Raw genomic sequence first — 26,351 nt, 5'->3', positions numbered from 1 at the left:
GATGCTCCCTGGTGGGCCGGCGGCACGATGCCGGCGGCAAGAAAAAAGCGCCGGCTTTGCAACCGGCGCCGCATTCACCCCGCCCGTGCCAGTACATCCGTGGCTCCGGGGCTGATGGGTGATTGATATGTCAGGCGGCCTTGAGGGCCGAGGCAGCGGCCTTGCCGGTGCGGCGGTCGTTGACCACGTCGAAGGTCAGCTTCTGGCCTTCCTTGAGGGTGGCCATGCCGGCGCTTTCAACGGCGCTGATGTGGACAAAAACGTCCTTGGAACCGTCGCCGGTTTCGATGAAGCCAAAGCCCTTCTGGGCGTTGAACCATTTCACTGTGCCTGTATGCATGTGCTGTATCCTTTGAGATGCAAGTATGTTCGTCCGCGAACGCGAGAGCGCCACGGAAGAGTCAGATCGATGTTCTGGAAAAGAAGAAGAAGCTAATACACTTGCATGAAGGAGTGCAGAGCCAAGCCAACCGGCCGAAACCCGATAGATGCCATATGGGCTTCAGCACGCGGCAATGCAAGCTCTTTCTCGTCCCGCGCGCCGGCGATATGATCCGTATCCGGAATATTCGAATGAAAACAGCTTCCACACTCCTCCTGATCCTTGCAGCACTTGCTGCTGCAGCAGTTGCCGCGTTCCTGCTCATGGGGCCAGCACGTGTCTGGCGCGTCTTCGGCGATCCTGATCTCGGTCCCATTGTCTTCGAGACGCTGCAGCGCCGCGCCACGCCCAACGATGCGCTCGCCTGTCCGCCCGCCACCTGCGCCGCCGCCGTGGACATCATATCGCCGCGCTTCGCCGCAACAGCGGCCGATCTCCGCATCGCCTTCGCGCGGGTGATGGCCACGGAAGAGCGGATTGAGACGGTGAGCCGCAATGATGACACGATGGAAGACCGCTACATCCAGCGGAGCAGGCTGATGGGCTTTCCCGACACGCTCAACGTGAAGTTCATTGATCTCGGCGGCGGCCAGTCGAGCATCGCCCTCTACTCGCGCTCGCAATTGGGCAGGGACGACCTCGGCGTGAACAAGGCCCGTCTCGCGCGGCTGCTGGCGAAACTCACGCAAGAAGTGAAGACCGTTCCCTGAGGCGCCCCTGAGACGACGCGGAACAACGGCGCAGCCGGCACGTTAGAGACCGATATCACTCTTCTGCCGGAGGCTATCCAATGCGCTCTCTGACCATTCCGTTTGTGCTGTGCACGTTTCTCGTTGCGCCCGCACTCGCCGTCGATGCCACCAAGACGGGCAAGGAGGCCTTCGGAAGCTGGAAGGACGATGCGCCCGGAACGATCCGCAAGATCATGCCCTCCGATCTGCCGGCTGCGCAGGAGCAGGAGGACCAGACAAACCCCGCTGCCGTCGTGGCGCGGCCCGACCATGTGCAGCCCAAGCTGCCGCCCGGCTTCCAGGCCGAACTGATCGCGCGTGACATCGAGAGCCCGCGCGCCATGCGGATTGCGCCCAACGGCGATCTCTTCGTCGCCGACAGCATGGCGAACCAGATCCGCATCTACCGCTTTGATGACAACGGCCGCGTGGCCGACTCCGGCATCTTCATTGAAGGCCTGAACCAGCCCTATGGCATTGCCTTCTATCCGCCAAACGACAAGCCCACCTACGTCTACATCGCCAACACCGACAGCGTGGTGCGCGTTCCCTACAAGGAGGGCGAACTGAAAACCACGGCGAAGCCGGAGGTGATCGTCGACAAGATTCCGTCCACGCATCACTGGACCCGCGACATCGTCTTCGCGCCGGACGGCAAGCGCTTCTATCTCAGCGTCGGCTCAGGCTCGAACATCGCGCTCGACATGTCGCCCCAGCCCATGGGCGGCAAGGATGCGGCCTCCTGGGACAAGGAGAATGGCCTCGGCGCCACGTGGGATACGGAAGAGGGCCGCGCTGACGTGCTCACCTATGATCCCGACGGCAAGAATCGGAAAATCTATGCAACCGGCTTGCGCAACTGTGCCGGCCTCACGCTCAATCCCGATACGGAGAAGCCGTGGTGCGTGGTGAATGAGCGCGATGGTCTCGGCCCCAACACGCCGTTCGAATATGCAACCGAGGTGAAGGATGGCGCCTTCTATGGCTGGCCCTGGTTCTACATTGGCCAGCATGAAGACACGCGCACCACCAGCAAGCGCCCGGACCTCGCCGACAAGGTGACGGTGCCCGACGTCGTCATGCAGGCGCATTCCGCTCCGCTCGGCATCGCCTTCTATGAAGGCAGCATGTTCCCGGCGGAGATGAAGGGCAGCGCCTTCGTCACCATGCACGGCTCGTGGAACCGCGGCGGGCGCACCGGCTACAAGGTTGTTCGGCTTCCCTTCGAGAACGGCAAGCCGACCGGCGCGTATATCGACTTCATGACCGGCTTCGTGCTGGGTGAAGAAGAGGTGTGGGGCCGCCCGGTAGGTGTTGCCGTCGCCAAGGATGGTTCGCTGCTGGTGAGTGAGGACGGCAACGGCACGATCTGGCGCGTAACCTACAAGGCGCCGTGAGCTGTCGAGACTTGCTGCAGCGCGCGTTGCTCCGTGCGGATGCGCACGGTGAGAACGAGCGCATTCAGCACGGTGAAGACGAGCGCCACGAGAGGCAGTGACAAGGCCAGCGGCAGCACCGGAATCTCGCCCACCACGATCATGTAGTTGGGGTGCGAGACGAAGCGGTAGGGCCCGCGCCGCACCAGCGTCTCCCCCGGTACGACGAGAATGCGCGTGGTCCAGCGAGCGCCAAGCGTGGCGAGTGTCCAGATGCGCCCCGCCTGCAACACGAGAAAGACTGCAAGCCAGACGAGATTGACGGGTTGGAAGGCGCCGTAGATCCACAGTGCCAGAAGCCAGGCCGCATGCAGCGCGACGATGGCGGGATAATGCGCGGCTCCCACCTCGACGGCGCCGCGCGCGAGGAGGCGTGCCGTATTGCGCCGCGCCAGCAGCAACTCCCCCGCCCGGCTGAGCGTCACAAGGGCGAGCAGCAGCATGGCGAAGGTCATGCCGCCCTCTGCAGTGAGACGCAGCTTGCGGTGAAGCCGGGGCCCATGGCGGTGAGGAGGTTGCGTCCCTCCAGTCCCGTCTTCAGCGTTCGCTCAAGAACAAAGAGAGCGGTGGGGGCAGACATGTTGCCGAAGTCGGCCAGCACCGCGCGTTCATGTTCGAGGGTGCCCTGGTTGAGCGTGAGGGCGCGCTCGAGCGCCGTGATCACCTTGGCACCGCCCGGATGGCAGACGAAGCGGTCGATGTCCGTGAGGGACAAATTCGCCGTGGCGAGGATCGCCTGCAATGCGGGCGCGATGTTGGCTTCGGCGAAGGGCGGAATGGCGCGGTCGAAGATCACGCCAAGCCCAGGATCATCTACGCTCCAGCCCATGATGTCGATGGTATCGGGCCAGGTGTATTGGCCGGACATTTCGATGGCCGCTTCTCCGCCCTCTCCGGCGCGCACCACGACAGCCGCCGCCCCATCGCTGAAGAGCGCGGTGGCGACGATGTTCTCCTTGGTGAGCTTGTCAAGGCGGAAGGCGATGGAACAGAGTTCGACGGCGACGAGCAGCACGGTGCTGCCGGGACGCGCCTTGGCGAGGCGCGAGGCGATGGAGAGGCCCGAGACGCCGCCCGCACAGCCGAGACCAAACACCGGTACGCGCTCAACCCCGGTCTTGAAACCCATGCGTGCCCCCACCTGCGCCTCGATGCTCGGCGTGGCAAGCCCGGTCGACGAGACGGTGACGATGGTGTCGACGTCTGCCGCCTTGATCCCTGCGCCATCGAGGGCCTTGCTGGCGGCGGCCACGAAGAGATCGCAGGCGCCTTGCAGGTAGACGCTGTTGCGCTCGGCCCAACCCATGGGCTGCACGTACCAGTCAAGCGGCCGCACCAGATGGCGGGTGAGGATGCCGGAGGTTTCGAACACTGCGGCGAGCCGCTCGAAATCGGCGAAGCGGGCGCTGAAGTGCTGGTGCGCCGCCATGGCGGCATCGCGCTGGCTGGTCTTGTACGGGGGCACGGCCGTGGCGACGGAAAGCAGCTTCACGGGAATTGACATCGGAAACATCCTTTCTCCGCAGCCGGTGTGCGGAGGGGTCTGGGAGAGGGCGGGAGAACAGGTAACGTATTGATCTGCGCCCCGGATCAGCAACCCGGGACTGAACCCGATGCTACCGGAACGCAACGCTTGCGGGGCATCACAACGGGGTGATGCGGTTGTGAGAATCCTTGCGGCGTCCCACGGCGATCAGGCCCTTCACGCCAAGCCCAGCATCGACGGAACGGATCTCGGCCGGGGCGAAACCGGCCTCGGAGAGGAGCGCGCGCAGATCCTCTTCATCGAAGGTGCGGTGGCTGTGCTCCCCGGCAAAGCGCCAGTTCTGCATGGAGTGGCGGTGGGTGGCATAGAGCACCAGCCGGCCCCCCGGCTTCAGCACCCGCCACACGTCGTCGAGGGCCCGGCCATCGCGCATGAAATAGGCGACGTTCACCGCAAGCACCGCATCGGCGCCGGCGTCGGGGAACGGCATGGCGCTGAAGTCTCCCACCTGCAACGTGAGGTGCCCTGCGGCGAGCGGCCCGCTGTTCAGGCTGGCCGCCTGGGCGATCATCACGGGCGAATGGTCGAGGCCTGCTGCCGTCACCTGCGGATGTGCCGCGAGCACGAGCTTCAGGGCGTGGCCCGGGCCGCAGCCGATCTCGATCACATGCTCTCCGGGCGCAGCAGCAAGAGCGTTCACCGCAAGCGCATTCACCCGGGCGTTCACCAGCCGCATGATCCGCCCGGTCACGCTGCCCCAAGGTCCGCGCGGATTCCGGAGTTGCGATCCCATCGCCTCCCAGAGCGCCTGTGTCACCGCAGACTGCTCAGTTGCTTTCGGCCTTGGCCAGCAGTTCCCGCATCACGCCGCGGCGGTGACGGTCCCACAGGGGGCGGTTGGGATCGACGGGCAGTGAAAGCGCATGCTTCAGGACGAGCCGGGCCGCCGCATATTCCTCCTGCGTCACCAGGAAGTCGGCATAGAAATAATTCGCATCCATGCCGTCGGGGGCAAGCTTCACCGCCTCTTCGAGAAGGGTGCGGGCCTTCTTCTTGTCGCCGAAGCCGATGGGGAAACCGGGAACGCGGTAATAGAGCACGCCGAGGCTGGTGGGCGCGCCGGCCGAAAGTGCGGACGGATCCTGCGCCAGTGCCTGTTCGAGAATGGCCTTGGCCGCCTTGGCATAGCCCATGGCATGCAGCATGCTGGCCATGCCCGCTTCTTCGCTGGTGGTGATGCCCTGCCAGATGAGCGGCTCCACCCGGCCCGGATATTTCTGAACGAGCGCGCCTGCTTCCTTGGCCAGTGCATCGATGTCGTCGAACTGGTTGGGCGCGCCGTTCTCCTCGAACTTGATGTGTTCCCACTTCAGCGCGATGTCGAGCACGTCCTTGTCCATGGCGGGATCGTTGGAGGACCAGGACGGCGTGGCCGCAAGCGCCAGTGCGCCGCAGGCCAGCAGGATTGCGAGATGTTTCCGCATGACGATAACTCCGTGAATGTCATTCCGATGAGAGAAGCTGCCGCGCCTTGGCGTTGGTGCCCCTGACACCGGCGGTGACCAGCGACGGGGCGATGCCGTGCAGGCGCATGAAAAGGGATTCCGGAAAGCCGGGACCCATGTCGCCACGCCCGCTTTCGATGATGGCGAGCAGCCGGTTGGCCACCGCCTGCGGATCGTCGAACTTGAAGCCGGCGACAGAGGCGAACTTGCGGATCCGTTCCGAGGCCATGGCGGTGCGGATGGCGCGCGGCACGGCGCAGGTGAAGGACACGCCGGAGCCTGCATTTTCCCGGCTGAGTGCCAGCGCCAGCGCAGCGAGTCCCGCCTTGGCGCTCGAGTAAGCGGCGAAGTGGGCAAAGGGTATGGACCCGAACACCGAGCCTGCAAAAATGATGTGGCCACTGCCGCGCGCCTTCATGCCGGGCAGCACGGCGCGGCTGAGGAGGGCGGGTGCGGCAAGGTTGATGTGGTAGCTGCGTAGGATGTCGGCCGGCGCCTGCTGGTCGAACAGGCCGAAGTATTGTTCGCCCGCAAGATGAACCAGGCTGTCGGCGCGGAGCGAGGACAAGGCGTCTGCTGCGGCGATGAGGCCGCGCTCCGTCGCAAAGTCGGCGGGCACATGGGCAAGCCGTGGTGCATCGGGTGGCGGCGTCCGCCCGAGAAGGGTCACATGTGCGCCGCGCGAGAGAAGGCCCTGCACGAGGGGCTGTCCGACGCCGCCCGTTCCACCCGTCACCACGATGCGCTTGCCGTCAAGCGGCATGGCTCAGGTGCTCCTTGTGGGGAATGGCGCGGAACATGTTGGCGAAGAGCACGAAGACGCGCCGCGCCACATGGATGATCGCGTCCTGGTCTTCCTTGCTCTCGATCCTGTTCATCAGGCTTTCGAAGAACTTCATGTGCTCGAGGTCGAGCGAGCCGTGGGAGGTGAGGTAGTGGAAGCAGTCGTCGCCGAGCTTCAGGGATTTCTGGATGGCTTCGGCGCCCTGGGTGGCCAGTTGCGTGCTTGTGCCTTCCAGCACGAAGACCATGCCGAAGAAGCCCACGGGATTGAAGCGGGCGATGTAATCGTAGACATAGGAGACCATGAATTCCGTGGCGAAGCGCGGCGGTGCTGCCTTGGCAAGCGCGGCGTTGCCGCCGGCGGCCTCGATGTCCTCGAGGATCCACAGCTCGTGACCCTTCTCTTCTTCGACATATTCGTCGAGGGCGGGAATGAGCCACTGCTGGCGGGGCGCGAGCCTGGCCTTGCAGGCTTCCATCAGCGGCACGGTGTGCTTCACGTGATGGTAGGCCTCCTGCAGATAGGCGAGATAGGTAGCAAGCGAGATATTGCCCTTGAGACCGTCGGTGATCTGCGGCGTCGCCATGAGATAGGCGCGCTCACCGGCCGTCTCCTGGGCCAGGCGTTGGAAGAATGTCATGCTGAAAGCTCCTGCGTCCTTGAAAGAGGTCCGATGCCATGGTCGGCATGGATGGCGTGCCGCTTCATGCGGCCGTTGGCGGTGGCCAATCCGTTCTGCACCGTGAAGGGTGCGGTGCGGCGCCAGTGAAGAAGGCGCGCATATTCCGGAAGACGGGCATTGGCGGTGGCAATGGCGGCGGCGATCATCTCGTCGGTCACCGTCTCGCTCATGGGCACGATGAGGGCGGACAATCCGGCGGCGCCATCGCCATGGACGAGGGCCTGACGGATCACCGGCTGCCCGCTCAGTTCGCGCTCGATCCATTCCGGCGAGATGTTGCGGCCATAGCTGGTGATGATCAGATTGGAGGTGCGGCCGATGATACTCACTGCGCCGGTTTCGTCGCAGTCGACAAGGTCGCCCGTGGCGAGAACGGAGGGTGGCCGTCCGCCACCCACATAGCCGAGGAAGACGGGATGTTCGATGAGAAGCTCGCCATCGGCAGCGATGACTGCGGAGACGTGCGGCAGGAAATGCCCGGCCCGTCCGGGTGAGGCCTTTCCGGGACGGTTGAGGGTGACGACCGAGCCCGCTTCACTGAGGCCATAACCTTCGTAGATGGGCAGTCCCGTTTCCCCAGCTTGCGCCAGCAGGCTCTGCGGCACGGCGGCACCACCCACGGCGAGGAATCGCATGTCCGGGAGCCGCTGCTGCGAGAGGCGAAGCGCCATCACGAGGCCACGCAGCAGCTCCGGCACGAGGATGGCGCTGCTCGCCTTCAGGGCGCGGAGCGCCTCTGCCATCTGCAGAAAATCCGGCGTGAAGGGTTTGGCAAAGCCGAGGCTTGCGAGCGACGGCGCGACATAGGTGCCGCCTGCGAGCAGGACGGCATAAAGCCCGGCGACATTCTCCAGCAACACGGCGAGTGGCAGCACCGCCACGTGGCGCGTTGCATGTTGCGCCCCCACCACGGTGCAGATCGATTGTGCTGTCTCTTCCAGCATCTCCTGCGAGAGGCAGACGCCCTTGGGCTCGCCGGTGGAGCCGGACGTGTAGGTGATCTTGGCGGTACCCTTGGGCAGGGAAACGGCGGGCGCCGGAAGCGGAACCACCGAGAGATTGATGCCGGCCACCGTTACGACCGTGGCCGCAGGGCCCGCTGCCACGAGCAGATGCCCCACGCCTGCCGACGAAAGGGCATGGCGGCGCTGCTCCTCCGAGAAGAACAGCGGCAGCGGCACATGCACCCGGCCGAGGTGCAACAGGGCAAGGTCGAGGATGATCCAGGCCGGAGAGTTGTCGAGGAGCGAGGCCACGGGTTGCGATCCCGGGCAGCGGCGTCCGATGGCCTCCGCCGTTTGCAGGATGGCCGCGTGGAGTTCGGCATAGGAAAGGGCGGAGCTGCCATCGGAAAGGGCGATGTGCGACCCCTCCGGGGCTACCTTGCGGGCGATGGCCTCCAGCACGGCGGACATCAGGCGAGCTCCTTCACCTGCGCCACGATGCTGTCGAGGACGCCGCTTCTCTTCGAGACATTGAGGGCCGTGGCGTTCAGCACTGCGGCTTCAAAGCAATGCGCGACCGGGGCTGCCAGCACCTGCGGGTCATCATCGTAGTAGCTGCCCCAGTTGCGGGTGGGGCCCGTCAGCCGCTCGGCACGCGCCGCTGCGAGGGTGGAGAGATCGAGGTCGAAGAGGCTGAAGATGCGGCGCAGGCGCCGCGTGCCCGTGACGGTGGCAACCGCAAAGCCCTTTTGTTGCATGTAGGCCGCCATGGCGGCAATCAGGTAGAGGGAGGCGCGATTGCTGAGAGACGCAAGGCTGCCAAGCTCCACGATCGCACTGCGCGGGTGACGCCCCAACCCAGCACCCGCGAGCACGTCTTCCACCGGCTGGTCGAGATACTGCTCGAGAAAGAGGGGCGCATCGGCGGCACGGCGGATGCCGACGGCCGACAGGAGGCCGCCGGTGCCGCTCTGAAGCGTGAGAAACTGCGGATAGTCGGGCACGATCCGCACGCCGAACTGCTCTTCATAGCGGCGCGCGATGAGATCCTGCGCTGCCCGGCGGTCCTTGTCGTCCGCCGTCAGAAGCCTGACCTGCAAGGCATCGGATGACGCCGTGCCCGCTGCCTTCCCCGCCTCAAGCAAACGCTGAACCGGAAATGAAAAGAGGTCTTCAATCAACCAATGATTGGTCTGTGCCAAAGCCAGCATCTGTGTCGCCTGTCGCCGTTTGCAAAGATCACGATGGTCACTCAATCGTGCCGGAATGCTGACAGCCACCTGACGAAAAAGACAACTTCGTCGATGCATCTCCGATGCACCATTGAAAACCCGCGTTTCCCGGGGAGATTCGCGCTTTATTAAATTTTGCTAAGCTCGCCGTCACGTCTCCGCCGGGATTGCGGGCGGCGATGCCTGCGCAAATACCTCCGAGAGGTTAGCGGCAGCGGGAAAGATCATGCTGATCCTGAGGCCGGGCGTGTTGTCGGCGAGGACCAGGCTGGCGCCATGAAGCTCGGCCACCGCCGCAACAAGCGCGAGCCCGAGGCCGTTGCCGGGCGTCGAGCGGCTGCGCTCCAGCCGGAAAAAGCGTTCGAGCACCTTGTCCCGCATGTCCGGGGGAATGCCGGGACCACTGTCGGCCACGGTGAGGCGGACGACACCCTGCTCCTCGCTGAGCGTCACCGCGATCTTCGCGTGTTCGGGCGTATGCTTGATGGCGTTTTCGACGAGATTGGCCGCCGCCTGCAGAAGCAGTTCGCCGTCGCCGTTGAGCATCACGCCGGCACCGACGTCGCCCACGAGGGTCTTCCGCTGGTCTTCCGCGACGGGGGCGTAGGCCGTGATCAGGCGCTGGACGATGTCGCTCATGTCCGTCGCCTGGAAGCCCGACTTGCGGCTGCCGCTGCCGATCTGCGAGATGCGGAGGAGCGCCGTGAAGGTGCCGAGGATCTGTTCGGTTTCGGTGATCGCAGCATCGATGGCGGCGCCATAGGCCTTTGCGTCTTCCGTTCCGGCGCGCGCGCCCTCAAGGCCCTGGCGCAGGCGGCTCAGCGGGCTGCGCAGGTCATGGGCGATGTTCGTCGTCACTTCCTTCAGCGACTCGAGAAGCTGCTGGTTGCTGTCGAACAGCCGGTTGAGATTGATGGAGAGCTGGTCGATCTCGTCTTCCTTGCCGCGCACCGGAATGCGCGCCTTCAGTTTTCCCGCCATGATCAGCTTGCTGGTGCGGTTGATGGCGTTGATCCGCCCGAGAAAGCCGCGGCTGAACGACATGCCCATCACGATCGAGAGGGCCAGCGCCAGAACCGAGGACCACATGAAGGTGGCGAAGATGGCCTCCTGCGTGTCCAGCACGCGGTAGGCATCCTGACCGACGAACAGAAAGCGGCCGTCGGCGAGGATCCGGCCCTGACCCCAGAATCTGGTGGTCATCGTCGTCTTCGCTGCCGGGCTGCGAGGTGGCGACGTCCTGCAACATGTACTGCTGCCAGTCGGGTGTTCGCGCGATGTCGTGAAGATCGCCCGCCAGCCGCGCCCCGGTCTGGTCGGTGAGCAGATAGTAGAGGCCATAGTCCTGACCCGACTTTGCCCGGTCGTTGATATCCCGGATGGCTGCCGGACCCGTATTACGGGCGGCTTCTTCCGCGGTCGACTGAAGCTCTTCCAGCACCTCCGCGCGAAACTGGTCGCGCAGCGCCGAGGTGAGCGCCACATAGGCAAAACTCAGGACGATGATGAAGCCCGCGGCGAGGATGGTGACATGCCAGGCTGTCAGCCGGAAGCTGGCCGTCTTGAAGAAACTAGTCATGGGCGCGCAGGCAATAGCCGGCACCGCGGATCGTCTTCAGCAAGTCCTGGCCGAAGCCGCGGTCGATCTTGCCGCGCAGGCGGCTGATGTGTGTTTCGACGATGCTGGTCTGCGGATCGAAATGGAAATCCCAGACGTTCTCCAGCAGCATGCTGCGGGTGACAACGCGCCCGTCGCTGCGCATGAGATACTCGAGGAGCCGGAACTCCTGCGGCTGAAGCTCGATGGTCTTGCCGGCCCGCGTCACGGTGCGGCGGATGAGATTCATCTCGAGGTCGCCCACCTGCAGGACCGTCTTCACGCCATTGATCGGAGGACGGCGCGAAAGCGCCTGGAGACGCGCGTTCAGCTCGGCAAAGGCAAAGGGCTTCACCAGATAATCGTCGGCGCCGGCATTGAGGCCTTCGACGCGGTCATCGATGCCGTCCATGGTGGTGAGGAAGATCGCGGGTGTCTGTATGCCGGCAGCCCGCAGCATCTTGACGATGGTCAATCCGTCATAGCCCGGAAGCATGCGGTCGATGATCAGGGCGTCGAAATCGCCGTCGGAGGCCAGCAACAGGCCATCCCTGCCGGTCGTTGCTTCGACCACGACGTGATTGTTCTGCCGAAGACCCTCCGCCACATACGCCTGCATGCGCAGATCGTCTTCGATCACGAGTATCTTCATCTCCGGAACGGCCCCGCATGCAAGTCCGGCAACGTCGCCGGTCAACAACTTAGGCCTGCAAACTGTGGCCAACTTGCGGAAGCGGAGCGGCAGCGCCGGATTACCTTTCTGTAAGGAAAGGCGTTCTTACAAAAGGGTATGCTGAAGACCACAGTGGGCGCGGACCGGCGTGGTGATGTGATGGGGAAGCGAGCCCATCATGAAACTCTCCGCCAAGCTGCCACCCCTTCCGCCACTTACCGGCGCTCTCTCCTCCGATACAGGCGCGGGCCGCAGTATGCGCGCGGCGGAGGCGACCGGCGAAAAGGCCAGGCGCCTCTTTGACGAGCTCAACCTCTTTCGTACCCCGCGCTATCCGCCGTGGCGGGTCGCCCGCTACCGTCCGTTCCAGCATGCCATCGCCCTGCTGGCGATGGTCTATCTCCTGCCGGTGGCGGGGCTGCCGGCGAGGCGGGTGACCGGGAAGCCGCTCATCGTCCAGGCTGCAGAGATGCTGCGGCTGTGGTTCCAGCAACGGGTCGATCCGCCCTCCTATTACGCGCAGGAACTCTACGAGACGGCGCGCATGCCGCTGGTGAAGGGGTATCTCACCCGCTTCGAGACCAAGAACGGTCTCTTCGCAAGCCTCAACCGGGCGCGGCCCTCGCCCTTCCAGCGCCACGAACTGAACGACAAGGACTTCTTCGCGGAGTTCTGTACCACGCAAGGCCTGCCGCATGCCCGCACGCTGGCGCGGATTTCGCCCGGCACCTGCGAATGGTTCCTTCCGCGCGAAGAGATCACCCATGATCTGTTCTGCAAGCCGCAGAAGGGACTCGGCGCCAAGGGCACGGCCGTGTTCCGTGCGGCAGGCCCGGACCAGTTCATCAACGAGGCGGGCGAGGTGATCACCTTGGCCGGAGTGGAGAAGGCCCTGCAGGGCATGGGCACCACCATGCTGGTGCAACGGCGGCTCACCAATCACCCGGCCATCGCAGACATGGCGCGCGACTCCCTCCTCACCGTCCGTGTCATCACCTGCCGCAACGAGCGTGACGAGCCGGAAGTGTGCCTTGCCATGCTGCGCCTGCTGGCCGTGCTGGAGCGCGACCGCAGCGATCTTCCCGATGGAGAATATGCAACCCCCATCCAGCTCGAGACCGGCGTGCTCGGCATGTTGGCGGGCGACGACATGAAGAGTTCACCTTTCCGGAGTGCCGTTCACCCTGCAACAGGACGCGTCATCGCCGGGCGTGTCCTGCCCGAATGGGACGCTGTGAAGGCTCTCGCGCTGAAGCTCCATGGGGCTCTTCCCCATCGCGTGGTGGTGGGATGGGACATTGCGGTGACGCCTGATGGGCCCGTCGTCCTGGAAGGCAATTCCAATTTCGATGTTATGTTCCTGCAGCGTGTGCAACATGTCCCCGCATCGGAAACACGTTTCGGAGAACTCCTCAGCTACCACCTCGAGGCGCTGGCACGGCAGCGGCGCGGCGGGGAAAAGGCCTGAGGATGATGATCGCCGGAGGTCTGTGGATGGGTTGTGACGGCCAGCCGTCGTCCACGGATCTCCGGTGATTGCCTTGCGGCCTTCTTAGCGGCGGCGTTCCTTGCGGTCCTCCACGGCGCGGATGGTGGAATAGAGAAGTTCGTCGGCAAGGCCTTGCGCTTCGTTGATGAGCTGCTCGGCCTGGGCCGCGAGTTCGGCGAGTGCCGCTTCAGACTGGGCAGCGGTGCGTCCCATCTGGCTGCTGACATGCTTGAGGAAGGCCTCGCTTGTCGCATCCGCTTCCGAAAGAACGTTCTCCGTCACCTTGTTCGACTGGATCGTGCTGTTGCGGACGTCATCGCCCAGCCTGTCGGCCATTTCCGCCATGGTGTTTCCCATGGAGGACCAGGCTGTGCGGATCCGGCCATGGGTGTCGGCGAGGGCCTCGAGATTGCCCTTGAGGGACTGGAGGCGGCGGGCATGATCGCTGGAGCGCGCCCGCAGCGCCTCGTCGAGGGCTGCATATTGTGCCTCGGTCTGCTGGTGGATCTCGTCGAACAGGTGCGACTGCAGCTGTGCCAGGATTTCGTCGGCCCGGGTCTGCCCTGCGGCAGGTGTCCCGGATTGACCCTTTCCGGCCGGCTTCTGGCCGCCGTTAACATTAACATTTGCGGTTTCAGAACCGCCCTTGATCGATTTGTCGCCCATTTGGAGCTCCTGCCGTTCCATCTGCAGGAGCTCGTGCAAGAGACTTGCCATGATACCAAGAGGTTGCGGGGCTGGTTAATCCGTGGACGGATGAACCCGTCAGACCCGGAGGGTGCGCCGGAGCGTGCTCAAGGGGGCAGGCCCCGTCGATTGACGCACGATGAAGCGGGGCGCCAGATACTGCTGGCGTCCGCGTTCCCCCGCCAGCACGAACTCCGCCGCGATGCGTCCCTTTTCAACGGGCTGGGAATCGAGTGTCGTGAGCGGCGGGTTGCACTGGGCGGCGGCGGGAATGTCGTTGTAGCCCACCACCGAGAGGTCGGCCGGCACACGGATCTCCCGCTGCTTCGCCTCCCGGATCACCGCAATGGCCTGCATCGCCGAAAAGGCAAAGATGGCGGTCACCTGCGGCGCCTCATCCAGAATGAGACCGGCGGCCGAGTCGTCCCATGGCTGGGCGTTCAGGATCGGCATGCTGTCGAGACTGAGGCCTGCCTCCTCCAGCGCTTCGGCGGCACCCCGCAGCTTCTCTTGGTCGATCTGCAGGCCGACCTTCGAGAGATCGCGGCCTGGACCCGGTGCGATGAGGTGGGTGGGCCCGCTGCCACGGATGAAGGAGATGAAGCCGAAGCGGCGATGCCCAAGATCGAGGAGATGCTTCACCGCCGCCTTTGCACCGGCATGGGCATCGATCAGCACGGCGTTGACCTCCGGCCCGGCATTGAAATCGACCACCGCGAAGGGGAGCTTGCGGCGGCGGGCTCCTTGCAGCTGTTCCATCTGACCGATGCGGCCGAAGATGAAGCCGTCGACCACGGCCGAGGCGACGCCGCTGATGCCGGGCGCATCGGGGAGCAGCACGATGCTGGCCCCCGCCTTATCACAGGCCTTGGCCACGCCCTGCAGGAACTGCACGAAGACAGGACTGCGCAGCGTGTCGGCGACACCCCATTGGCCGGGAACCACGACGCCCACCGCATTCACTTTGCCCGCGCGCAGCAGGCGGCCCTTGGGATCGGGCCCCGCATAGCCCAAAGCCTTCGCCGCCGCCTCCACCTGCGCACGAAGCTGCGGGCGGACGCGTTCGGGATTCGTGAAAACATTGGAGGCCGTGCTGCGGGATACGTTTGCGGCACGCGCCACGTCGATCAAGCGAACTGCCATGCGCCATCCGGAAGTTGCAATCTCGGGCGGTACTATACCACGGGGATTGGATCGATCCAAAAGGAATAAGCAATTGCTTAAGCCATTGTTATTACGACTTATTGTCTCGATCCAACGGCGCGCAGAGAGTTACTGAAGTATGTTCAAGCGTCTCAATCTGGCTCAGGTGCAGTATTGGCGCCATGCGTTGCGCAGCGAAAACGATCTCATGTGCGTGCCTTCAGCCAGTGGCGCACGGCACCAAGAGAGTGCAAGCCGACGAGAACGAGCAGCACTGTCGCGAGTGTTTCGTGCAGCTCCACCGTGAGCTCTTCCAGATAATGATCACGCGGCACCAGATGCGGCAGTGTGATGGAGAAGATGTGCACGTCGAAGCCGCCCGCGTTGGTATAGGCCCAGCCGCAGAGAGGAATGAGCACGAGCAAGGAGAGCAGCGCAAACTGCGTGAGACGGGCTGCGATGCGGATCCACAGGGGATCGTGCCGCAGGGTGTGCGGCCTGCCCCACAGGCGCCGCACGATGCGCAGGAGTGACAGCAGCAGCACGGTGATGCCGATCATCCGGTGCACATCGACCATCTCGTTCTGCAAAGGCCCGCGGCCGGGCAGGAACCAGGTCCAGGCCAGGGTGAAGGAGAGGATGATCAGGAGGACGGTGGTCCAGTGCAGAAGCCGCGAGGCGCGGCCGTAGTGATCCGGGCCATCGCGCCAGAGGAACACCGGGGCCGGCTCCGGCGCGGTCATTGCGTGGCGGCTGCCTTGTAGGCGGCGATGTCCTTCTTCAACTGGCTGTAGGCGCCGCAGCCGAAGAAGCAGAGTTCATCCAGCTGGCTGAGACGGGCTTCCGCATCCGGCAAATCCTTCTGCATCAGGTAGGCCTCTCCCAGATAAAGATTGGCCTCGAGATGTTTCGGATCGAATTCGAGCGCCACCTTCAACTTCTCGATGCCGAGCTCGATGTCGCCGGTCATGACATAGGCGTGGCCGAGATCGGCGAGGGTTTCGACCTCGTCGGGATAGCCGGCATTGCGGGCTTCAAGCAGCGGCACGGCCTTGTCCCACTTCCCGTCGGCCATGAACCCCTCGGCAGCAATGACATTCTCGCTCTTGTCGGAGGCCCCTTGCACGTGGCCGTAGGTATCGGCACGGGCCGGCAGGCTTGTGCCCGCGGCAAGGAAAAAGGCAAGCGCGCACCATCTGACTGCGGTCATCTCTGATGTTCCCGGACTGACACCACGGACGGCAGTCTGGCAAACAACCGCAGCGGGCACAATCATGGATCTTTGAGCGTGATGGTCCGGCCCGGAAGCAGGTCCTTTTGCATGGCGAGAAGTGCCTGATCGAGCGCCGCCATGCCGTCCGGCGGAGTGTCGGTGACCTGTTCGCCCAGAGTCTTCAGCCGCCGGTTCATGCCCTTGAAATCGGGGTGCGGGCCTGCAGTCGCTTCGGCATCGGCCTGCCCGAGCGCGAAGCGCGCGGTGTCGACCAGAAAATCGAGGTCATCGGGCGTGTTGCGGGAGAGCCCGTCGCGGATCAGCGCAAGGGCGAGGCCGGCGGTCATGGCCGCATCGAAGCGGACATGGGTCTTCAAGCGTCGCGCCTGTTCGATCCCGCGCAGATAGGCGCCCATGGCTTTCACCATCCGCTCGCCGGGCGGTGGCCCCGCAAACTCGTGCACGATCGCCGTGCTGATGAAGCCTTCCGGCATGGCGGGCCTGCGGTTGTCGTGCTCCCAGTCCTTGGTGAGCAGATCGGGGATGGGCGTGTCGAATGTGAGCCTCAGGGCAGGCCCCGACGGGCCATCGGCACCGTGGCACGCCACGCAGGTGATGTTGTCGTGCAGCGCGGCGCCACCGTAGAGATAGGGTGAATTGAAGGCGACGGCGCCAAGAAGCACGTTGCGTGTAACGATGAATGTGCCGTGGTCCGCGGGGGCAGGCGCAAGCCAGGCTTCCAGCCGTGTGGGTGCGATGGGTGTTTGGGCGGCGTGCGTGGCGGTGATGTCACAAGGCCCGGTCAGCGCAAGGGCCGCGAGCACGGCGGCGGCGCTGCGAAACACGGAACATCTCATCACCATTATTCCACCGTGGACATGCCCAGACGGCGGAGGACACGCCGCTCCGTGAAGATCACCATCTGGTAGAAGACGACAGCGATGATAACAGCTGTCACGGCCACGCTCCAGATCATGCCGTAGTCGAGATAGCCGCGGCTCTGGTTGAGCAGATTGCCCAGGCCCTTTCCGGTCGCCAGCCATTCCGCGATCATTACACCCAGCAGGGCGCGTGGCACGGCAAGGCGCAAGGCCGCGAACAAATAGGGCAGGGAGGCCGGAATGGCGACGAGCCGCAGTTCCTGCAGCTTGCCCGCACCATAGGCACGCGGCACCTCGAGGGCGGAGCGGGGCACCATCAGGATGCCCTGCGCAATCGTCACGAAGGACGGGAAGAAGGTGACCGAGATGGTGATCCACAGGGTGACCGCGGTGCCGCGCCCAAGCAGCAGCACAAGGAGCGGCGTCAGGGCGACGAGCGGCATGGTCTGCGTGACGAGCGCAACCGGCATGAGGCTTCGCCCCACGGCGGGCGCCACGTCAACAAGCAGCGCCAGCAGAAAGGCGAAGCACAGGCCGGCCAACAGTCCCACAAGCGTGATGGGAAGCGTCTCCATCAGGGCGGTGAGAAGACGGGACTGCGCACTCTCGGCGCTGCCCGCGAGGAAGAGGTAATCGACAAGTCCGGCCGGCGTCTTGGCGATCATCTCCGGCACGCCCAGCCCCTTGAGCAGCAGCCACCAGATCAACAGCGGGATGGCAACAGCGGCAAGGCCGAGCAGCATGCGCTGCGGGCCGGAAAGTGTGCCGGGTGCCGCAGGCGCGGAGGCCGGAATGGTGACGGCCCGGGATTCACCGATGATGCGGTTGCCGGCGAGCGCAAAGGCGGCATAGGCGAGGCCCGCGATCAGCGTTGCGGTGAGGCCGATGCCCCACAGGCGCGGCGGGTCGGCGCGCCCGAGCGAGCCCAGAAGATAGGTGCCGAGACCAAAGCGTCCGCCGCCGCCGAATTCCGCGAGGATGGCGCCAAGCACGGCGTTTGGTGCGGCAATGCGGAAGCCGCTGAGGATGGCGGGCAAGGCGCTGCGCAACTGCACCAGCCGCATCTCTGCCCAGCGGCTGCCGCCATAGGCGCGCACCACATCGAGGCTGCGCGCATCGGCTTGCGTGAGGCCGAGGACAGTGGCCGTCATGGTGGTGAAATAGCAGCCGAGTGCAGCAAGCACGATGCGGGGCGTCATGCCCGAGAGGGTGAGGACGAGGACGGGAGAGATGGCGATGGGCGGAAGCGCGAAGATGGCGATGTTGAAGCCGCGCGCCAGGCGGAGCGCCAGGGGAGAGAGGACGAAGAGAACGCCTGCCGCAATGGCGATGGCGTTGCCGACGAGAAAACCGAGGACGCTGGCCTGAAGTGTCGCCAGCACATGGGGCGGGTAGTCGGCCCGGTCAGCCCAGAGCTTGAGGAGGATGACGGACGGGGCAGGCAGGGCACCCGACGCCACGAGCTGGAAGCGCCCCGCCAACTCCCACACGCACAAGAGGATAAGAAGGTTGCGGAGCCAGACGGCACGGGTGAGGGCGCGCATCATCGCTCAGGCGCCATGCAGTGCGGTTGTCACCCGGTCCGTGAGCGCATGGAAGGCCGGGTCGGTGAAGAGCTCCTTCCGGCGGGGCCGCGCGAACGGCACGTCGATCACGCTGGTGATGCGCCCGGGGCGACTTTGCATGACGGCAATGCGGTCCGCCAGGAAGACGGCCTCATCGATGCCGTGGGTCACGAGAAGGGTCGTGGCCTTGCTCTCCGACCAGATGCGCTGCAGTTCGATGTTCATCTGCCGCCGCAGGATCTGGTCGAGCGCGCCGAAGGGTTCGTCGAGAAAGAGGATGCCGGGATGCGTGACAAGTGCGCGGGCAATCGACGCCCGCTGCCGCATTCCGCCGGAGAGTTCTCCCGGCAACGCCTTTTCGAATCCCTTGAGTCCGACAAGCGCGATCAGTTCCTGTATGCGGGCGGCGAAGGGGCCGCGCGGCTTTCCCAGCACGTCAAGCGGCAGGGCGATGTTGGCCTCCACGTTGCGCCAGGGCAACAGGGCCGCGTCCTGGAAGGCCACGCCCGTGTCGCCACTGGCGGTGGCTTGCCTGGGCGCGAGGCCGCCGATGCTGATCTCGCCGCGGTCCGGCTGCTCAAGGCCCAAAGCGAGACGCAGCAGGGTGGACTTGCCGCAGCCGGAAGGTCCGATGAGGGCCGTGAAGGAACCCGGTTCGCAGGCCAGCGCAACATCATCGAGCGCGGTGAAGCGTTCACCGCGCGCGACGAATGACTTGGAGACGTGCTGGAACCGGATGCTTCTGTCGCCAGCCATCAGACCTCGGCAAGCAGACTCGTGTCGAACATGTCCTTGGTGGCCTTGATGCCGACCTCGCTCAGTGCGGCGATGTTCTTCTCGATCGCTTCATCGCTCATGGAGAAGATGCCGGTTGCCGCTTCGATCAGGGGCTTCTGGGCATTGTTGAAGAAGACTTCGTTCTCCACCGTGCGGCCGGTGCCCTTGAACCACGTCTCGGCAAACTTGGGCGGATAGGCATTGGGGTCCTTGAAGTTTTCCTCCCAGCCCTTGCGGCTGGCGCGCAGCCACGCCACCAGTTCCTTGCGCTTGGCCTTGAGCGTGTCTTCGGTCACCACAACCGTGTCGTTGAAGATGGTGAAGCCGAAGTCATAGAGCAGGAATGACGTGGCCTCGGGGCCTGCCTGCTTGATGGTGTAGGGCACGTTGGTGGTGAAATCGAGCGAGGCATCGATCTCGCCCTTGATGAGGGGCGTGGGGTCGTAGGCGTAAGGCACGATGTTCACCTGGGCCTTGTCGATCTTGTTCAGCTTCAGCATCGCCTCGACCGAGATGACGTTAACGGGTGGCACGGCCAGCGTCTTGCCCACGAGATCCTGCGGCGTCTTGATCGGCTTCGAAGCGAGCGAGACGATGCCGATGGGGTTCTTCTGGTATTGCGTGCCGATAATCTTGAACTTGGCGCCCTGCTCCACAATCGCCTTCACGGTGGTGTCGGGCGTGGTGAGCGCAAGGTCGGCCTTGCCGGCAATGATGGAGGCTTCCGGAATGACGTCCGGCCCGCCGGGCAGATAGGTGAGATCGAGCCCCTCGGCCTTGTAGTATCCGTTGTCGATGGCGACGAAATAGCCGGTGAACTCAGCATCGTTGATCCACGCGGCCTGCATGGTGAGCGGCGAGGCGGCGAAGGCACTGCGGCCGGAGGCGAGCGTGGCGGCCGTGGCGGCAGCGCCCATCTTGAGGAAGGTGCGGCGGTCGAGAGCGAATGTCATGCGATCTATCCCTGTGAAGAGTGAGGTGTCAGTTATCCAATGCCCTTCATCCGCCGCAGCTCCTGCAGCGGCGGGGTGACGGCAATCTGTTCCGGCTCCAGCAACTCCCATTTAACGCCATGGGGCCGTTTGGCGCGCCGCTCCACCGCGATGTTTCGGGTTGGCGTGGCGATGTAGTCCACCAGAATGTCGGTGGCGCTCGGATGGAGCTTGTCTTCGACGACCTGCACGTCATGGACGATGGCGACAACGGGCGTTGCCTCGTCGACGATGCCGAGTTCCGTGAACATGCCCCATTCAAGATCGAAAAACCCGTGGCCCTTGCCGAAGCGCACGCCATCGCGCGAGACGGCCGATGCGCCGGTGACCATCAGGTCGAAGCGCCCGCGCCGGGCGATCTCCGCGAGCGAGATCGGCCGCGCGAAGTGTTCCATGCCGTCAAGCCAGGCGGCATAGAGTTCGGCCCCCTTGGGCACCATGCCGGGCTCGATGTAAAGAAAGCCGCGATAGATGCCGTAGGTCGACATCACGAAGGGAATGCCGGCCTCGATCATCCTGCGGCGCAGGTCGACGAGGCAGTTGTCCGGGGTGATGAAGGCGTACTTGCAGCTCTTGTAGGCGGGCATGCCGACGATGAGATCAGTGGCTTTCTCGGAGCCTTCGAAATCCGGGATCACTTCATTGAAGTTGAGGTGGAAGCGGGTGTCTGGCTTCGCGACATCCTGAAGCTTCGACCAAATGCGCTGGCGGATGATCTTGGAGGTTGACAAGAGACGCCTCGACTGTTTCACAGTTTCAGGTTATTGAAACGATGGTTTCACAATTTCTGGGGCTTGTCATCTGGAATCTTGGGGGGCAGGCCCGCTATTGAGAGGACATGTCCATCCGCCTCAGCCTGCGCATACAGGAACGCTTCGACAAGCTGTCTCCGGCAGAGCAGAAGCTTGCGCGCCTCATCCTTGAGCACAAGGACGACATCCTCACCTATTCGGCCACCGAGATGGCGGAAATGGCCGATGTCTCGAAGGCGACGGCGGCGCGGCTCTTCCGCAGCCTGGGCTATGCGGATTTCAACGAAGTGCGCGAGCAATCCCGCGAGGAAAGAAACCGCACAGAGCCCTACCGCTATTCGGTGACGGCGAAGAGCGAGAGCAAGTTCGGCAAGTCCATCGGCGCCCATCTCGATCTCGAGATCTCCAACCTCACACGCACCTTCGAGGAGCTGCGCTCTGACCGTCTGCGCCAGGCGGCCGAGATCATCCGTGAGGCGCCGAAGGTCTGGTATCTCGGGCTTGGTCCGGAGGAAGGCATCGCGCGCCATGGCCGCATCCTCATGTCGCGCCTGCGCCATGACGTGACACAGATCGGCCTGAACCAGTCATCCTGGGCGGAAGACCTGGCCATGACGGGCCCGCGTGACGCCTTTGTGGTGATATCGCTGAAGCCGCGCCCGCGCATCCTCCGGCCGATCCTGGAGTATGCGAAGACGACGCGCGTGAACACCATCATCCTGACCGACCAGACGAGCCTCGTGTGGGCCCAGAAACATGCGCGTGTGGTCTTGCCCTGTCATGTCAGCAGCCACGGGCTGGGGCCATCCTACACGTCGGTTGCGAGCGCCATCCGCCTCCTCGCCGTGGCCTTCGCCGAACGGGCCGGCGACCAGGCATCGGAACGCCTCGACCTCATCGCCGAAATCCACGAAGAGCTTGATGATACGGAGTAGTAGGGCCGGGGATCGTTGCCGAAGAGCAGGGTGTTGCCGCACACGTTCTACGGAATGGCGCACCCGACAGGATTCGAACCTGTGACCTCTGCCTTCGGAGGGCAGCGCTCTGATCCAGCTGAGCTACGGGTGCTTCGGCACCGTCTATAGCGGAGGGGTGGGGGCCCCGCAATCACCCTGCCGGAGGCGGCCCGACTTCCGCGTCCGGCCGCCCATCCGCCGCCTCTCCTCCTCCCAGTTAACGCTTTGCAAACCACGCTTCTCCGGAAATCCCGGGCTTAAACCGGCCTTTCCGGGTTGGGCATCAGTCTTGCTCCGCCCTGGCAGACGGGGTGGCCCTGTGCCGCCCCGGCACAGATTTTTGACCACTTCCTTGACGCCCACCCTTCAACCCCGGGACGGAACCACAATGACGGCCGAAGCCACACCGAAGATGCGCGTCGACTGGGTCGATTTCGCCAAGGGCATCTGCATCGTCCTCGTTGTCCTCATGCACTCCACCCTCGGCGTCGAGAAGGCCATGGGTGAAGCGGGCGCCCTCAACACCTTCATCCACTGGGCCCAGCCCTTCCGCATGCCCGACTTCTTCCTGATCTCGGGTCTCTTCCTCGCCCGCCGCATCGACACGCCCTGGCGCGACTACCTCGACAAGAAGGTCATCCACTTCCTCTATTTCTATCTCCTGTGGATGACGCTGCAGCTGCTCTTCAAGGGCCCCGGCATCTATGCCGAGCGCGGCCTCAATGGTCTCGCTTCCGAATACGCGCTTGCCTTCATCGAACCCTTCGGCACGCTGTGGTTCATCTACCTGCTGCCCATCTTCTTCGTGACAACGCGTCTGTTGCGCCCGCTCCCGCCGGTCCTCGTCTTTGTTGCTGCGGCCCTGCTCGAGATGTTCCGCCCCCATACGGGCTGGATCGTCATCGATGAATTCGCCGCGCGCTATGTCTATTTCTTCGCGGGCTACTGGCTCTCGGCCCAGGCGTTCCGCTTTGCCGCCGGCATGGACAGGCTGTCGACGCCGGCGCTCGTGTCCGCGCTGCTGATCTGGGGCTACGTGCACACGCTGGCCTACATGCATGATCTCGTGGCGGGCCCGGGCTACGGCATCGTCGCGGGCTTCATCGGCGTGGGCGCCGTAATCTCCGCAGGCGTGTTGCTCTCGCGTTTCCGCGCGGGCGAGGTGCTCCGCTATCTGGGCGAGAACTCCATCGTCGTCTACCTCGCCTTCTTCCTCTTCATGGCGACAACCCGCACGCTGGCGCTGAAGTTCGCGCCCGGACTGGGGCCAGACGTGATCTCGATCACCACCACGCTCGCAGGCGTCATCGGCCCGGTTGTGCTCTTCTGGCTCACCCGCAAGACGGCCTTGAGCTTCCTCTTCCGCCGCCCCGCCTGGGCGCGGCTGAAGCCGCCGCAGAAGCTGGAAACCCCCGCCAAGGTCTGGCACAGTGCCGGCCATGACCAGCAATTCGAAGTCTCCAGCGTCCGGTCTCAAGGCCGGTGACCATCTCTACCTGATCGACGGATCGGGTTACATCTTCCGCGCCTATCACGCCCTTCCGCCGTTGACGCGGAAGAGTGACGGCCTGCCCGTGGGCGCCGTTCAGGGCTTCTGCAACATGCTGTGGAAGCTGCTGAAGGAAACCAACAACGGCCACAAGCCCACCCATCTCGCGGTGATCTTCGACAAGTCGTCGAAGACGTTCCGCAACGACATCTATCCTGAGTACAAGGCCCACCGCCCGGAACCGCCGGCCGATCTCCGCCCGCAATTCTCGCTCATCAAGCAGGCGACGCGGGCCTTCAATGTGCCCGCCGTCGAGCAGGACAACTACGAGGCCGACGATCTCATCGCCACCTATGCGCGCCAGGCCTCAGAAGCAGGCGCCACCTGCCGCATCGTCTCCTCCGACAAGGACCTGATGCAGCTCGTGCGCGATGGCATCAGTCTCTACGACACTATGAAGGACAAGGAGATCGGGCCCGAACAGGTGCTCGAGAAGTTCGGCGTGACGCCCGACAAGGTGGTGGACGTGCAGGCGCTCGCCGGCGACAGCGTCGACAACGTGCCGGGCGTGCCGGGAATCGGCTTGAAGACGGGTGCGGAGCTCATCAACACCTATGGCTCGCTGGAAGCGCTGCTCGAGCGCGCCGCCGAGATCAAGCAGAACAAGCGCCGCGAGAACCTCATCCAGTATGCCGAGCAGGCGCGCATCTCGAAGCGCCTGGTCTGCCTCGACGACAAGGTGCCGGTGGAGGAGGACGTCGGAAGCTTCGCCGTGGATGTGCCCAAGGCCTCGCAGCTGATCGGCTTCCTCAAGGCGCTGGAGTTCACCACCTTCACCCGCAAGGTGGCAACCGAACTGCAGGCCGACATGGCGGCGATCGAGCCCATGCCGGTGGAAATCAATTTTTGGCCGCCGGAAGGCGGGCTGGATGTGCTTCCGCCGCAGCGGCGCGCAACGCCTGCGCCAGCGCCCGTGCAGGGCGAGATGCCGCTTGCGGCGTCGGCGCCGGCCGCACCTGCCTCTGCGCCTGCAACGGACGCAGGAGCGAGCGACGACATGGAGGCCTATCTCCGCGCCATTCCGGTCGATCACTCTGGTTATGAAACCGTGACCTCGCTTGAGCAATTGAAGGCGTGCATCGCCCAGGCGGAAGCGCAGGGCTATGTCTCCTTCGATACGGAAACGGATTCGCTCGATGCCATGCAGGCCAATCTTGCAGGCGTGTCGCTGGCGCTTGCACCCAATCGCGCCTGCTATGTACCGCTCAACCACAAGAGCATGGGCGAGGGACTGTTCGGCGGCGAGCGCCTGCAGAACCAGATCAGCGAGCAGGATGCATTGGCGCTGCTGGGGCCACTGCTGCAATCGCCATCCGTTCTCAAAATCGGCCAGAACCTCAAGTACGACATGCTGGTGATGAAGCAGCGCGGCATCGAGATCACGCCCATCGATGACACCATGCTGATGTCCTATGCCTTCGAGTCGGGCGATGTGGGCCACGGCATGGATGAACTGTCGCAGCGCCACCTCGGCCACAAGCCGATCAGCTACAAGGAGGTGGCGGGGTCCGGCAAGTCGCAGGTGACCTTCGACCGCGTGCCCGTTGACCGCGCCACACACTATGCCGCCGAGGATGCCGACATCACGCTCCGCCTGTGGATGCTGTTCCGCCAGAAGCTGCTGAAGGCGGGCAAGGTGACGGTCTATGAAACGCTGGAACGGCCGCTGGTGCCCGTTCTCCTCGCCATGGAGAACGAAGGCATCGTGGTGGACCGCCAGCTGCTGCAGCGGCTCTCTTCCGAATTTGCCGCCACGCAGGGCAAGATCGAAAGTGAAATCCACGGCCTCGCCGGTGGTCCCTTCAACATCGGCTCACCCAAGCAGTTGGGCGAGATCCTTTTCGGCAAGATGGGATTGGCGGGGGGCCGCAAGACGGCAACAGGCGCCTGGAGCACCGACAGCGACGTGCTGGAAGATCTCGCCGCGCAGGGCGTGGAACTCGCCACCCGCGTGCTCGACTGGCGGCAGCTTGCCAAGCTGCGCTCGACCTATACGGAGGCGCTGCCCAACTTCATCAATCCGAAGACGCAGCGTGTGCATACGAGCTACGCCATGGCCTCCACCTCGACGGGGCGGCTCTCCTCCACCGATCCGAACCTGCAGAACATCCCGATCCGCACCGAGGAAGGCCGCCGCATCCGCACCGCCTTCGTGCCGAAGCTCGGGCACCTGCTGCTGAGTGCGGACTATTCGCAGATCGAATTGCGCGTGCTCGCCCACGTGGCCGACATCCCGCAGTTGAAGAAGGCCTTCGCCGACGGCCTCGACATTCATGCGATGACGGCAAGCGAGATGTTCAACACGCCGATCCAGGGCATGGACCCCGCGGTGCGCCGCCGCGCCAAGGCGATCAACTTCGGCATCATCTACGGCATCTCGGCCTTCGGGCTTGCCAATCAGCTGTCGATCAGCCGCGAGGAGGCGGGCGACTACATCCGCACCTACTTCAAGCGCTTCCCCGGCATTCGCGACTACATGGATGCCACCAAGCAGCTGGCCCATGACCAGGGTTATGTGGAGACGATCTTCGGGCGGCGCTGCCACTTCCCGCGCATCAAGTCGCCCAACCCGTCGGAGCGCGCCTTCCTCGAGCGCGCCGCCATCAACGCGCCGATCCAGGGCTCGGCCGCCGACATCATCCGCCGCGCCATGATCCGCATGATGCCCGCCCTTGCGGCAGCAAACCTCAGGGCGAAGATGCTGCTTCAGGTGCATGATGAACTCGTTTTTGAAGTGCCATCGACGGAAGTGGAGGGAACCCTGCCGGTGGTTCGCGAGGTGATGGAGAAAGCGGCGGAACCTGCCGTCAAGTTGGCCGTTCCGTTGCAGGTGGATGCCCGGGCTGCAGGGAACTGGGATGAGGCTCATTGATGTTATGACATCTGAAAATGATG

The 26,351-nt window shown here is 64.2% G+C and carries 26 protein-coding genes and 1 tRNA gene; 6 read left to right on the top strand and 21 right to left on the bottom strand.

Translation table 11 applies throughout. The annotated features are described in order from the left end of the window. Positions 1–130 precede the first annotated feature (130 nt). Positions 131–340 carry a cold-shock protein gene (locus QM801_RS16505; RefSeq protein ID WP_415020298.1) on the bottom strand — a complete coding sequence of 70 codons (210 nt, stop codon included), beginning with the start codon at positions 338–340 and terminating at the stop codon, positions 131–133. Positions 341–573: 233 nt separating this feature from the next. On the opposite strand from QM801_RS16505, the gene QM801_RS16500 reads away from it, so the two are divergent. Continuing rightward, positions 574–1,092 carry a DUF1499 domain-containing protein gene (locus QM801_RS16500; RefSeq protein WP_415020297.1) on the top strand — a complete coding sequence of 173 codons (519 nt, stop codon included), beginning with the start codon at positions 574–576 and terminating at the stop codon, positions 1,090–1,092. A gap of 80 nt (positions 1,093–1,172) precedes the next feature. Then, on the top strand, positions 1,173–2,510 hold the full coding sequence (locus tag QM801_RS16495; protein ID WP_415020296.1) for a PQQ-dependent sugar dehydrogenase: 1,338 nt from the start codon (positions 1,173–1,175) through the stop codon (positions 2,508–2,510). On the opposite strand, the gene QM801_RS16490 is transcribed toward QM801_RS16495, so the two are convergent. The 10 genes from QM801_RS16490 to QM801_RS16445 form a co-directional block, all read right to left on the bottom strand. After that, positions 2,495–3,004 carry an isoprenylcysteine carboxyl methyltransferase family protein gene (locus QM801_RS16490; protein ID WP_415020295.1) on the bottom strand — a complete coding sequence of 170 codons (510 nt, stop codon included), beginning with the start codon at positions 3,002–3,004 and terminating at the stop codon, positions 2,495–2,497. The two genes, QM801_RS16495 and QM801_RS16490, sit on opposite strands and share 16 nt — an antisense overlap. Then, entirely contained in the window at positions 3,001–4,053 is a 1,053-nt protein-coding gene (locus QM801_RS16485; protein ID WP_415020294.1) for a type III polyketide synthase, read from the bottom strand. The genes QM801_RS16490 and QM801_RS16485 overlap by 4 nt, the downstream gene beginning before the upstream one ends. A gap of 139 nt (positions 4,054–4,192) precedes the next feature. After that, the gene (locus QM801_RS16480; RefSeq protein ID WP_415020293.1) at positions 4,193–4,828 is read right to left on the bottom strand and encodes a class I SAM-dependent methyltransferase; all 636 of its coding nucleotides are present in this window, start codon (positions 4,826–4,828) and stop codon (positions 4,193–4,195) included. A 34-nt stretch (positions 4,829–4,862) separates the two neighbouring features. Further along, entirely contained in the window at positions 4,863–5,519 is a 657-nt protein-coding gene (locus tag QM801_RS16475) for a tetratricopeptide repeat protein (RefSeq protein WP_415020292.1), read from the bottom strand. A 19-nt stretch (positions 5,520–5,538) separates the two neighbouring features. Beyond that, positions 5,539–6,303 (bottom strand): SDR family NAD(P)-dependent oxidoreductase, encoded by a 765-nt coding sequence (locus QM801_RS16470; RefSeq protein ID WP_415020291.1) that lies wholly within the window; start codon positions 6,301–6,303, stop codon positions 5,539–5,541. Then, on the bottom strand, positions 6,293–6,964 hold the full coding sequence (locus QM801_RS16465; protein WP_415020290.1) for a TenA family transcriptional regulator: 672 nt from the start codon (positions 6,962–6,964) through the stop codon (positions 6,293–6,295). Before QM801_RS16465 ends, QM801_RS16470 begins: the two co-directional genes overlap by 11 nt. After that, a complete protein-coding gene (locus QM801_RS16460; protein WP_415020289.1) occupies positions 6,961–8,421 on the bottom strand; it encodes an AMP-binding protein in 1,461 nt (486 codons plus the stop codon). Before QM801_RS16460 ends, QM801_RS16465 begins: the two co-directional genes overlap by 4 nt. After that, positions 8,421–9,095, bottom strand: coding sequence for a thermostable hemolysin (locus tag QM801_RS16455; protein ID WP_415020288.1), 675 nt, complete (start codon positions 9,093–9,095; stop codon positions 8,421–8,423). The genes QM801_RS16460 and QM801_RS16455 overlap by 1 nt, the downstream gene beginning before the upstream one ends. Positions 9,096–9,332: 237 nt before the next feature. After that, positions 9,333–10,385: a sensor histidine kinase gene (locus tag QM801_RS16450; RefSeq protein WP_415020287.1), complete on the bottom strand. Its 1,053-nt coding sequence runs from the start codon at positions 10,383–10,385 to the stop codon at positions 9,333–9,335. Between the two features lie 368 nt (positions 10,386–10,753). After that, entirely contained in the window at positions 10,754–11,431 is a 678-nt protein-coding gene (locus QM801_RS16445) for a response regulator transcription factor (protein ID WP_415020286.1), read from the bottom strand. Between the two features lie 199 nt (positions 11,432–11,630). Here QM801_RS16445 and QM801_RS16440 point away from each other — a divergent pair, with 199 nt between their 5' ends. Next, positions 11,631–12,920: a sugar-transfer associated ATP-grasp domain-containing protein gene (locus QM801_RS16440; protein WP_415020285.1), complete on the top strand. Its 1,290-nt coding sequence runs from the start codon at positions 11,631–11,633 to the stop codon at positions 12,918–12,920. An 84-nt stretch (positions 12,921–13,004) separates the two neighbouring features. Here the strand turns inward: QM801_RS16440 and QM801_RS16435 are convergent, their stop codons facing one another. The 9 genes from QM801_RS16435 to QM801_RS16395 all read right to left on the bottom strand — a co-directional run bounded on the left by QM801_RS16435 (position 13,005) and on the right by QM801_RS16395 (position 20,930). Beyond that, positions 13,005–13,607 carry a hypothetical protein gene (locus QM801_RS16435; RefSeq protein ID WP_415020284.1) on the bottom strand — a complete coding sequence of 201 codons (603 nt, stop codon included), beginning with the start codon at positions 13,605–13,607 and terminating at the stop codon, positions 13,005–13,007. 99 nt (positions 13,608–13,706) lie between these two features. Continuing rightward, a complete protein-coding gene (locus QM801_RS16430) occupies positions 13,707–14,771 on the bottom strand; it encodes a LacI family DNA-binding transcriptional regulator (RefSeq protein WP_415020283.1) in 1,065 nt (354 codons plus the stop codon). A gap of 206 nt (positions 14,772–14,977) precedes the next feature. Next, positions 14,978–15,514 (bottom strand): cytochrome b, encoded by a 537-nt coding sequence (locus QM801_RS16425; RefSeq protein ID WP_415020282.1) that lies wholly within the window; start codon positions 15,512–15,514, stop codon positions 14,978–14,980. Continuing rightward, complete coding sequence (locus QM801_RS16420; RefSeq protein ID WP_415020281.1) at positions 15,511–15,981, bottom strand: tetratricopeptide repeat protein; 471 nt, start codon at positions 15,979–15,981, stop codon at positions 15,511–15,513. The genes QM801_RS16425 and QM801_RS16420 overlap by 4 nt, the downstream gene beginning before the upstream one ends. Positions 15,982–16,043: 62 nt before the next feature. Continuing rightward, a complete protein-coding gene (locus QM801_RS16415; RefSeq protein WP_415020280.1) occupies positions 16,044–16,829 on the bottom strand; it encodes a hypothetical protein in 786 nt (261 codons plus the stop codon). Between the two features lie 17 nt (positions 16,830–16,846). Further along, positions 16,847–18,412: an ABC transporter permease gene (locus QM801_RS16410; RefSeq protein ID WP_415020279.1), complete on the bottom strand. Its 1,566-nt coding sequence runs from the start codon at positions 18,410–18,412 to the stop codon at positions 16,847–16,849. A gap of 3 nt (positions 18,413–18,415) precedes the next feature. After that, on the bottom strand, positions 18,416–19,186 hold the full coding sequence (locus QM801_RS16405) for an ABC transporter ATP-binding protein (protein WP_415020278.1): 771 nt from the start codon (positions 19,184–19,186) through the stop codon (positions 18,416–18,418). Then, positions 19,186–20,160 (bottom strand): ABC transporter substrate-binding protein, encoded by a 975-nt coding sequence (locus QM801_RS16400; RefSeq protein WP_415020277.1) that lies wholly within the window; start codon positions 20,158–20,160, stop codon positions 19,186–19,188. Before QM801_RS16400 ends, QM801_RS16405 begins: the two co-directional genes overlap by 1 nt. 32 nt (positions 20,161–20,192) lie before the next feature. After that, positions 20,193–20,930, bottom strand: a complete 738-nt coding sequence (locus tag QM801_RS16395) for a 5-formyltetrahydrofolate cyclo-ligase (RefSeq protein ID WP_415020276.1) — start codon at positions 20,928–20,930, stop codon at positions 20,193–20,195. Between the two features lie 107 nt (positions 20,931–21,037). Here QM801_RS16395 and QM801_RS16390 point away from each other — a divergent pair, with 107 nt between their 5' ends. Beyond that, the gene (locus QM801_RS16390) at positions 21,038–21,886 is read left to right on the top strand and encodes a MurR/RpiR family transcriptional regulator (RefSeq protein WP_415020275.1); all 849 of its coding nucleotides are present in this window, start codon (positions 21,038–21,040) and stop codon (positions 21,884–21,886) included. A 55-nt stretch (positions 21,887–21,941) separates the two neighbouring features. On the opposite strand, the gene QM801_RS16385 is transcribed toward QM801_RS16390, so the two are convergent. After that, a tRNA-Arg gene (locus tag QM801_RS16385) sits at positions 21,942–22,019 on the bottom strand. A gap of 276 nt (positions 22,020–22,295) precedes the next feature. On the opposite strand from QM801_RS16385, the gene QM801_RS16380 reads away from it, so the two are divergent. Next, the gene (locus QM801_RS16380) at positions 22,296–23,393 is read left to right on the top strand and encodes an acyltransferase family protein (protein ID WP_415020274.1); all 1,098 of its coding nucleotides are present in this window, start codon (positions 22,296–22,298) and stop codon (positions 23,391–23,393) included. Then, a complete protein-coding gene (gene polA, locus QM801_RS16375; RefSeq protein ID WP_415020273.1) occupies positions 23,347–26,328 on the top strand; it encodes a DNA polymerase I in 2,982 nt (993 codons plus the stop codon). The genes QM801_RS16380 and polA overlap by 47 nt, the downstream gene beginning before the upstream one ends. The last annotated feature ends 23 nt before the right edge of the window (positions 26,329–26,351 follow it).

Source organism: Aestuariivirga sp. (assembly GCF_047600585.1).
Classification (GTDB): domain Bacteria; phylum Pseudomonadota; class Alphaproteobacteria; order Rhizobiales; family Aestuariivirgaceae; genus Aestuariivirga.
The sequence above is the reverse complement of the archived record's forward strand: the minus strand, read 5'-3'. Positions and strand labels throughout refer to the sequence as shown.

Coding starts and splice junctions, on each gene's coding strand:
- QM801_RS16505 (WP_415020298.1), bottom strand. CDS start 340: ATGCATACAGGCACAGTGAAATGGTTCAACGCCCAGAAGGGCTTTGGC.
- QM801_RS16500 (WP_415020297.1), top strand. CDS start 574: ATGAAAACAGCTTCCACACTCCTCCTGATCCTTGCAGCACTTGCTGCT.
- QM801_RS16495 (WP_415020296.1), top strand. CDS start 1,173: ATGCGCTCTCTGACCATTCCGTTTGTGCTGTGCACGTTTCTCGTTGCG.
- QM801_RS16490 (WP_415020295.1), bottom strand. CDS start 3,004: ATGACCTTCGCCATGCTGCTGCTCGCCCTTGTGACGCTCAGCCGGGCG.
- QM801_RS16485 (WP_415020294.1), bottom strand. CDS start 4,053: ATGTCAATTCCCGTGAAGCTGCTTTCCGTCGCCACGGCCGTGCCCCCG.
- QM801_RS16480 (WP_415020293.1), bottom strand. CDS start 4,828: ATGGGATCGCAACTCCGGAATCCGCGCGGACCTTGGGGCAGCGTGACC.
- QM801_RS16475 (WP_415020292.1), bottom strand. CDS start 5,519: ATGCGGAAACATCTCGCAATCCTGCTGGCCTGCGGCGCACTGGCGCTT.
- QM801_RS16470 (WP_415020291.1), bottom strand. CDS start 6,303: ATGCCGCTTGACGGCAAGCGCATCGTGGTGACGGGTGGAACGGGCGGC.
- QM801_RS16465 (WP_415020290.1), bottom strand. CDS start 6,964: ATGACATTCTTCCAACGCCTGGCCCAGGAGACGGCCGGTGAGCGCGCC.
- QM801_RS16460 (WP_415020289.1), bottom strand. CDS start 8,421: ATGTCCGCCGTGCTGGAGGCCATCGCCCGCAAGGTAGCCCCGGAGGGG.
- QM801_RS16450 (WP_415020287.1), bottom strand. CDS start 10,385: ATGACCACCAGATTCTGGGGTCAGGGCCGGATCCTCGCCGACGGCCGC.
- QM801_RS16445 (WP_415020286.1), bottom strand. CDS start 11,431: ATGAAGATACTCGTGATCGAAGACGATCTGCGCATGCAGGCGTATGTG.
- QM801_RS16440 (WP_415020285.1), top strand. CDS start 11,631: ATGAAACTCTCCGCCAAGCTGCCACCCCTTCCGCCACTTACCGGCGCT.
- QM801_RS16435 (WP_415020284.1), bottom strand. CDS start 13,607: ATGGGCGACAAATCGATCAAGGGCGGTTCTGAAACCGCAAATGTTAAT.
- QM801_RS16430 (WP_415020283.1), bottom strand. CDS start 14,771: ATGGCAGTTCGCTTGATCGACGTGGCGCGTGCCGCAAACGTATCCCGC.
- QM801_RS16425 (WP_415020282.1), bottom strand. CDS start 15,514: ATGACCGCGCCGGAGCCGGCCCCGGTGTTCCTCTGGCGCGATGGCCCG.
- QM801_RS16420 (WP_415020281.1), bottom strand. CDS start 15,981: ATGACCGCAGTCAGATGGTGCGCGCTTGCCTTTTTCCTTGCCGCGGGC.
- QM801_RS16410 (WP_415020279.1), bottom strand. CDS start 18,412: ATGATGCGCGCCCTCACCCGTGCCGTCTGGCTCCGCAACCTTCTTATC.
- QM801_RS16405 (WP_415020278.1), bottom strand. CDS start 19,186: ATGGCTGGCGACAGAAGCATCCGGTTCCAGCACGTCTCCAAGTCATTC.
- QM801_RS16400 (WP_415020277.1), bottom strand. CDS start 20,160: ATGACATTCGCTCTCGACCGCCGCACCTTCCTCAAGATGGGCGCTGCC.
- QM801_RS16390 (WP_415020275.1), top strand. CDS start 21,038: ATGTCCATCCGCCTCAGCCTGCGCATACAGGAACGCTTCGACAAGCTG.
- QM801_RS16380 (WP_415020274.1), top strand. CDS start 22,296: ATGACGGCCGAAGCCACACCGAAGATGCGCGTCGACTGGGTCGATTTC.
- polA (WP_415020273.1), top strand. CDS start 23,347: ATGACCAGCAATTCGAAGTCTCCAGCGTCCGGTCTCAAGGCCGGTGAC.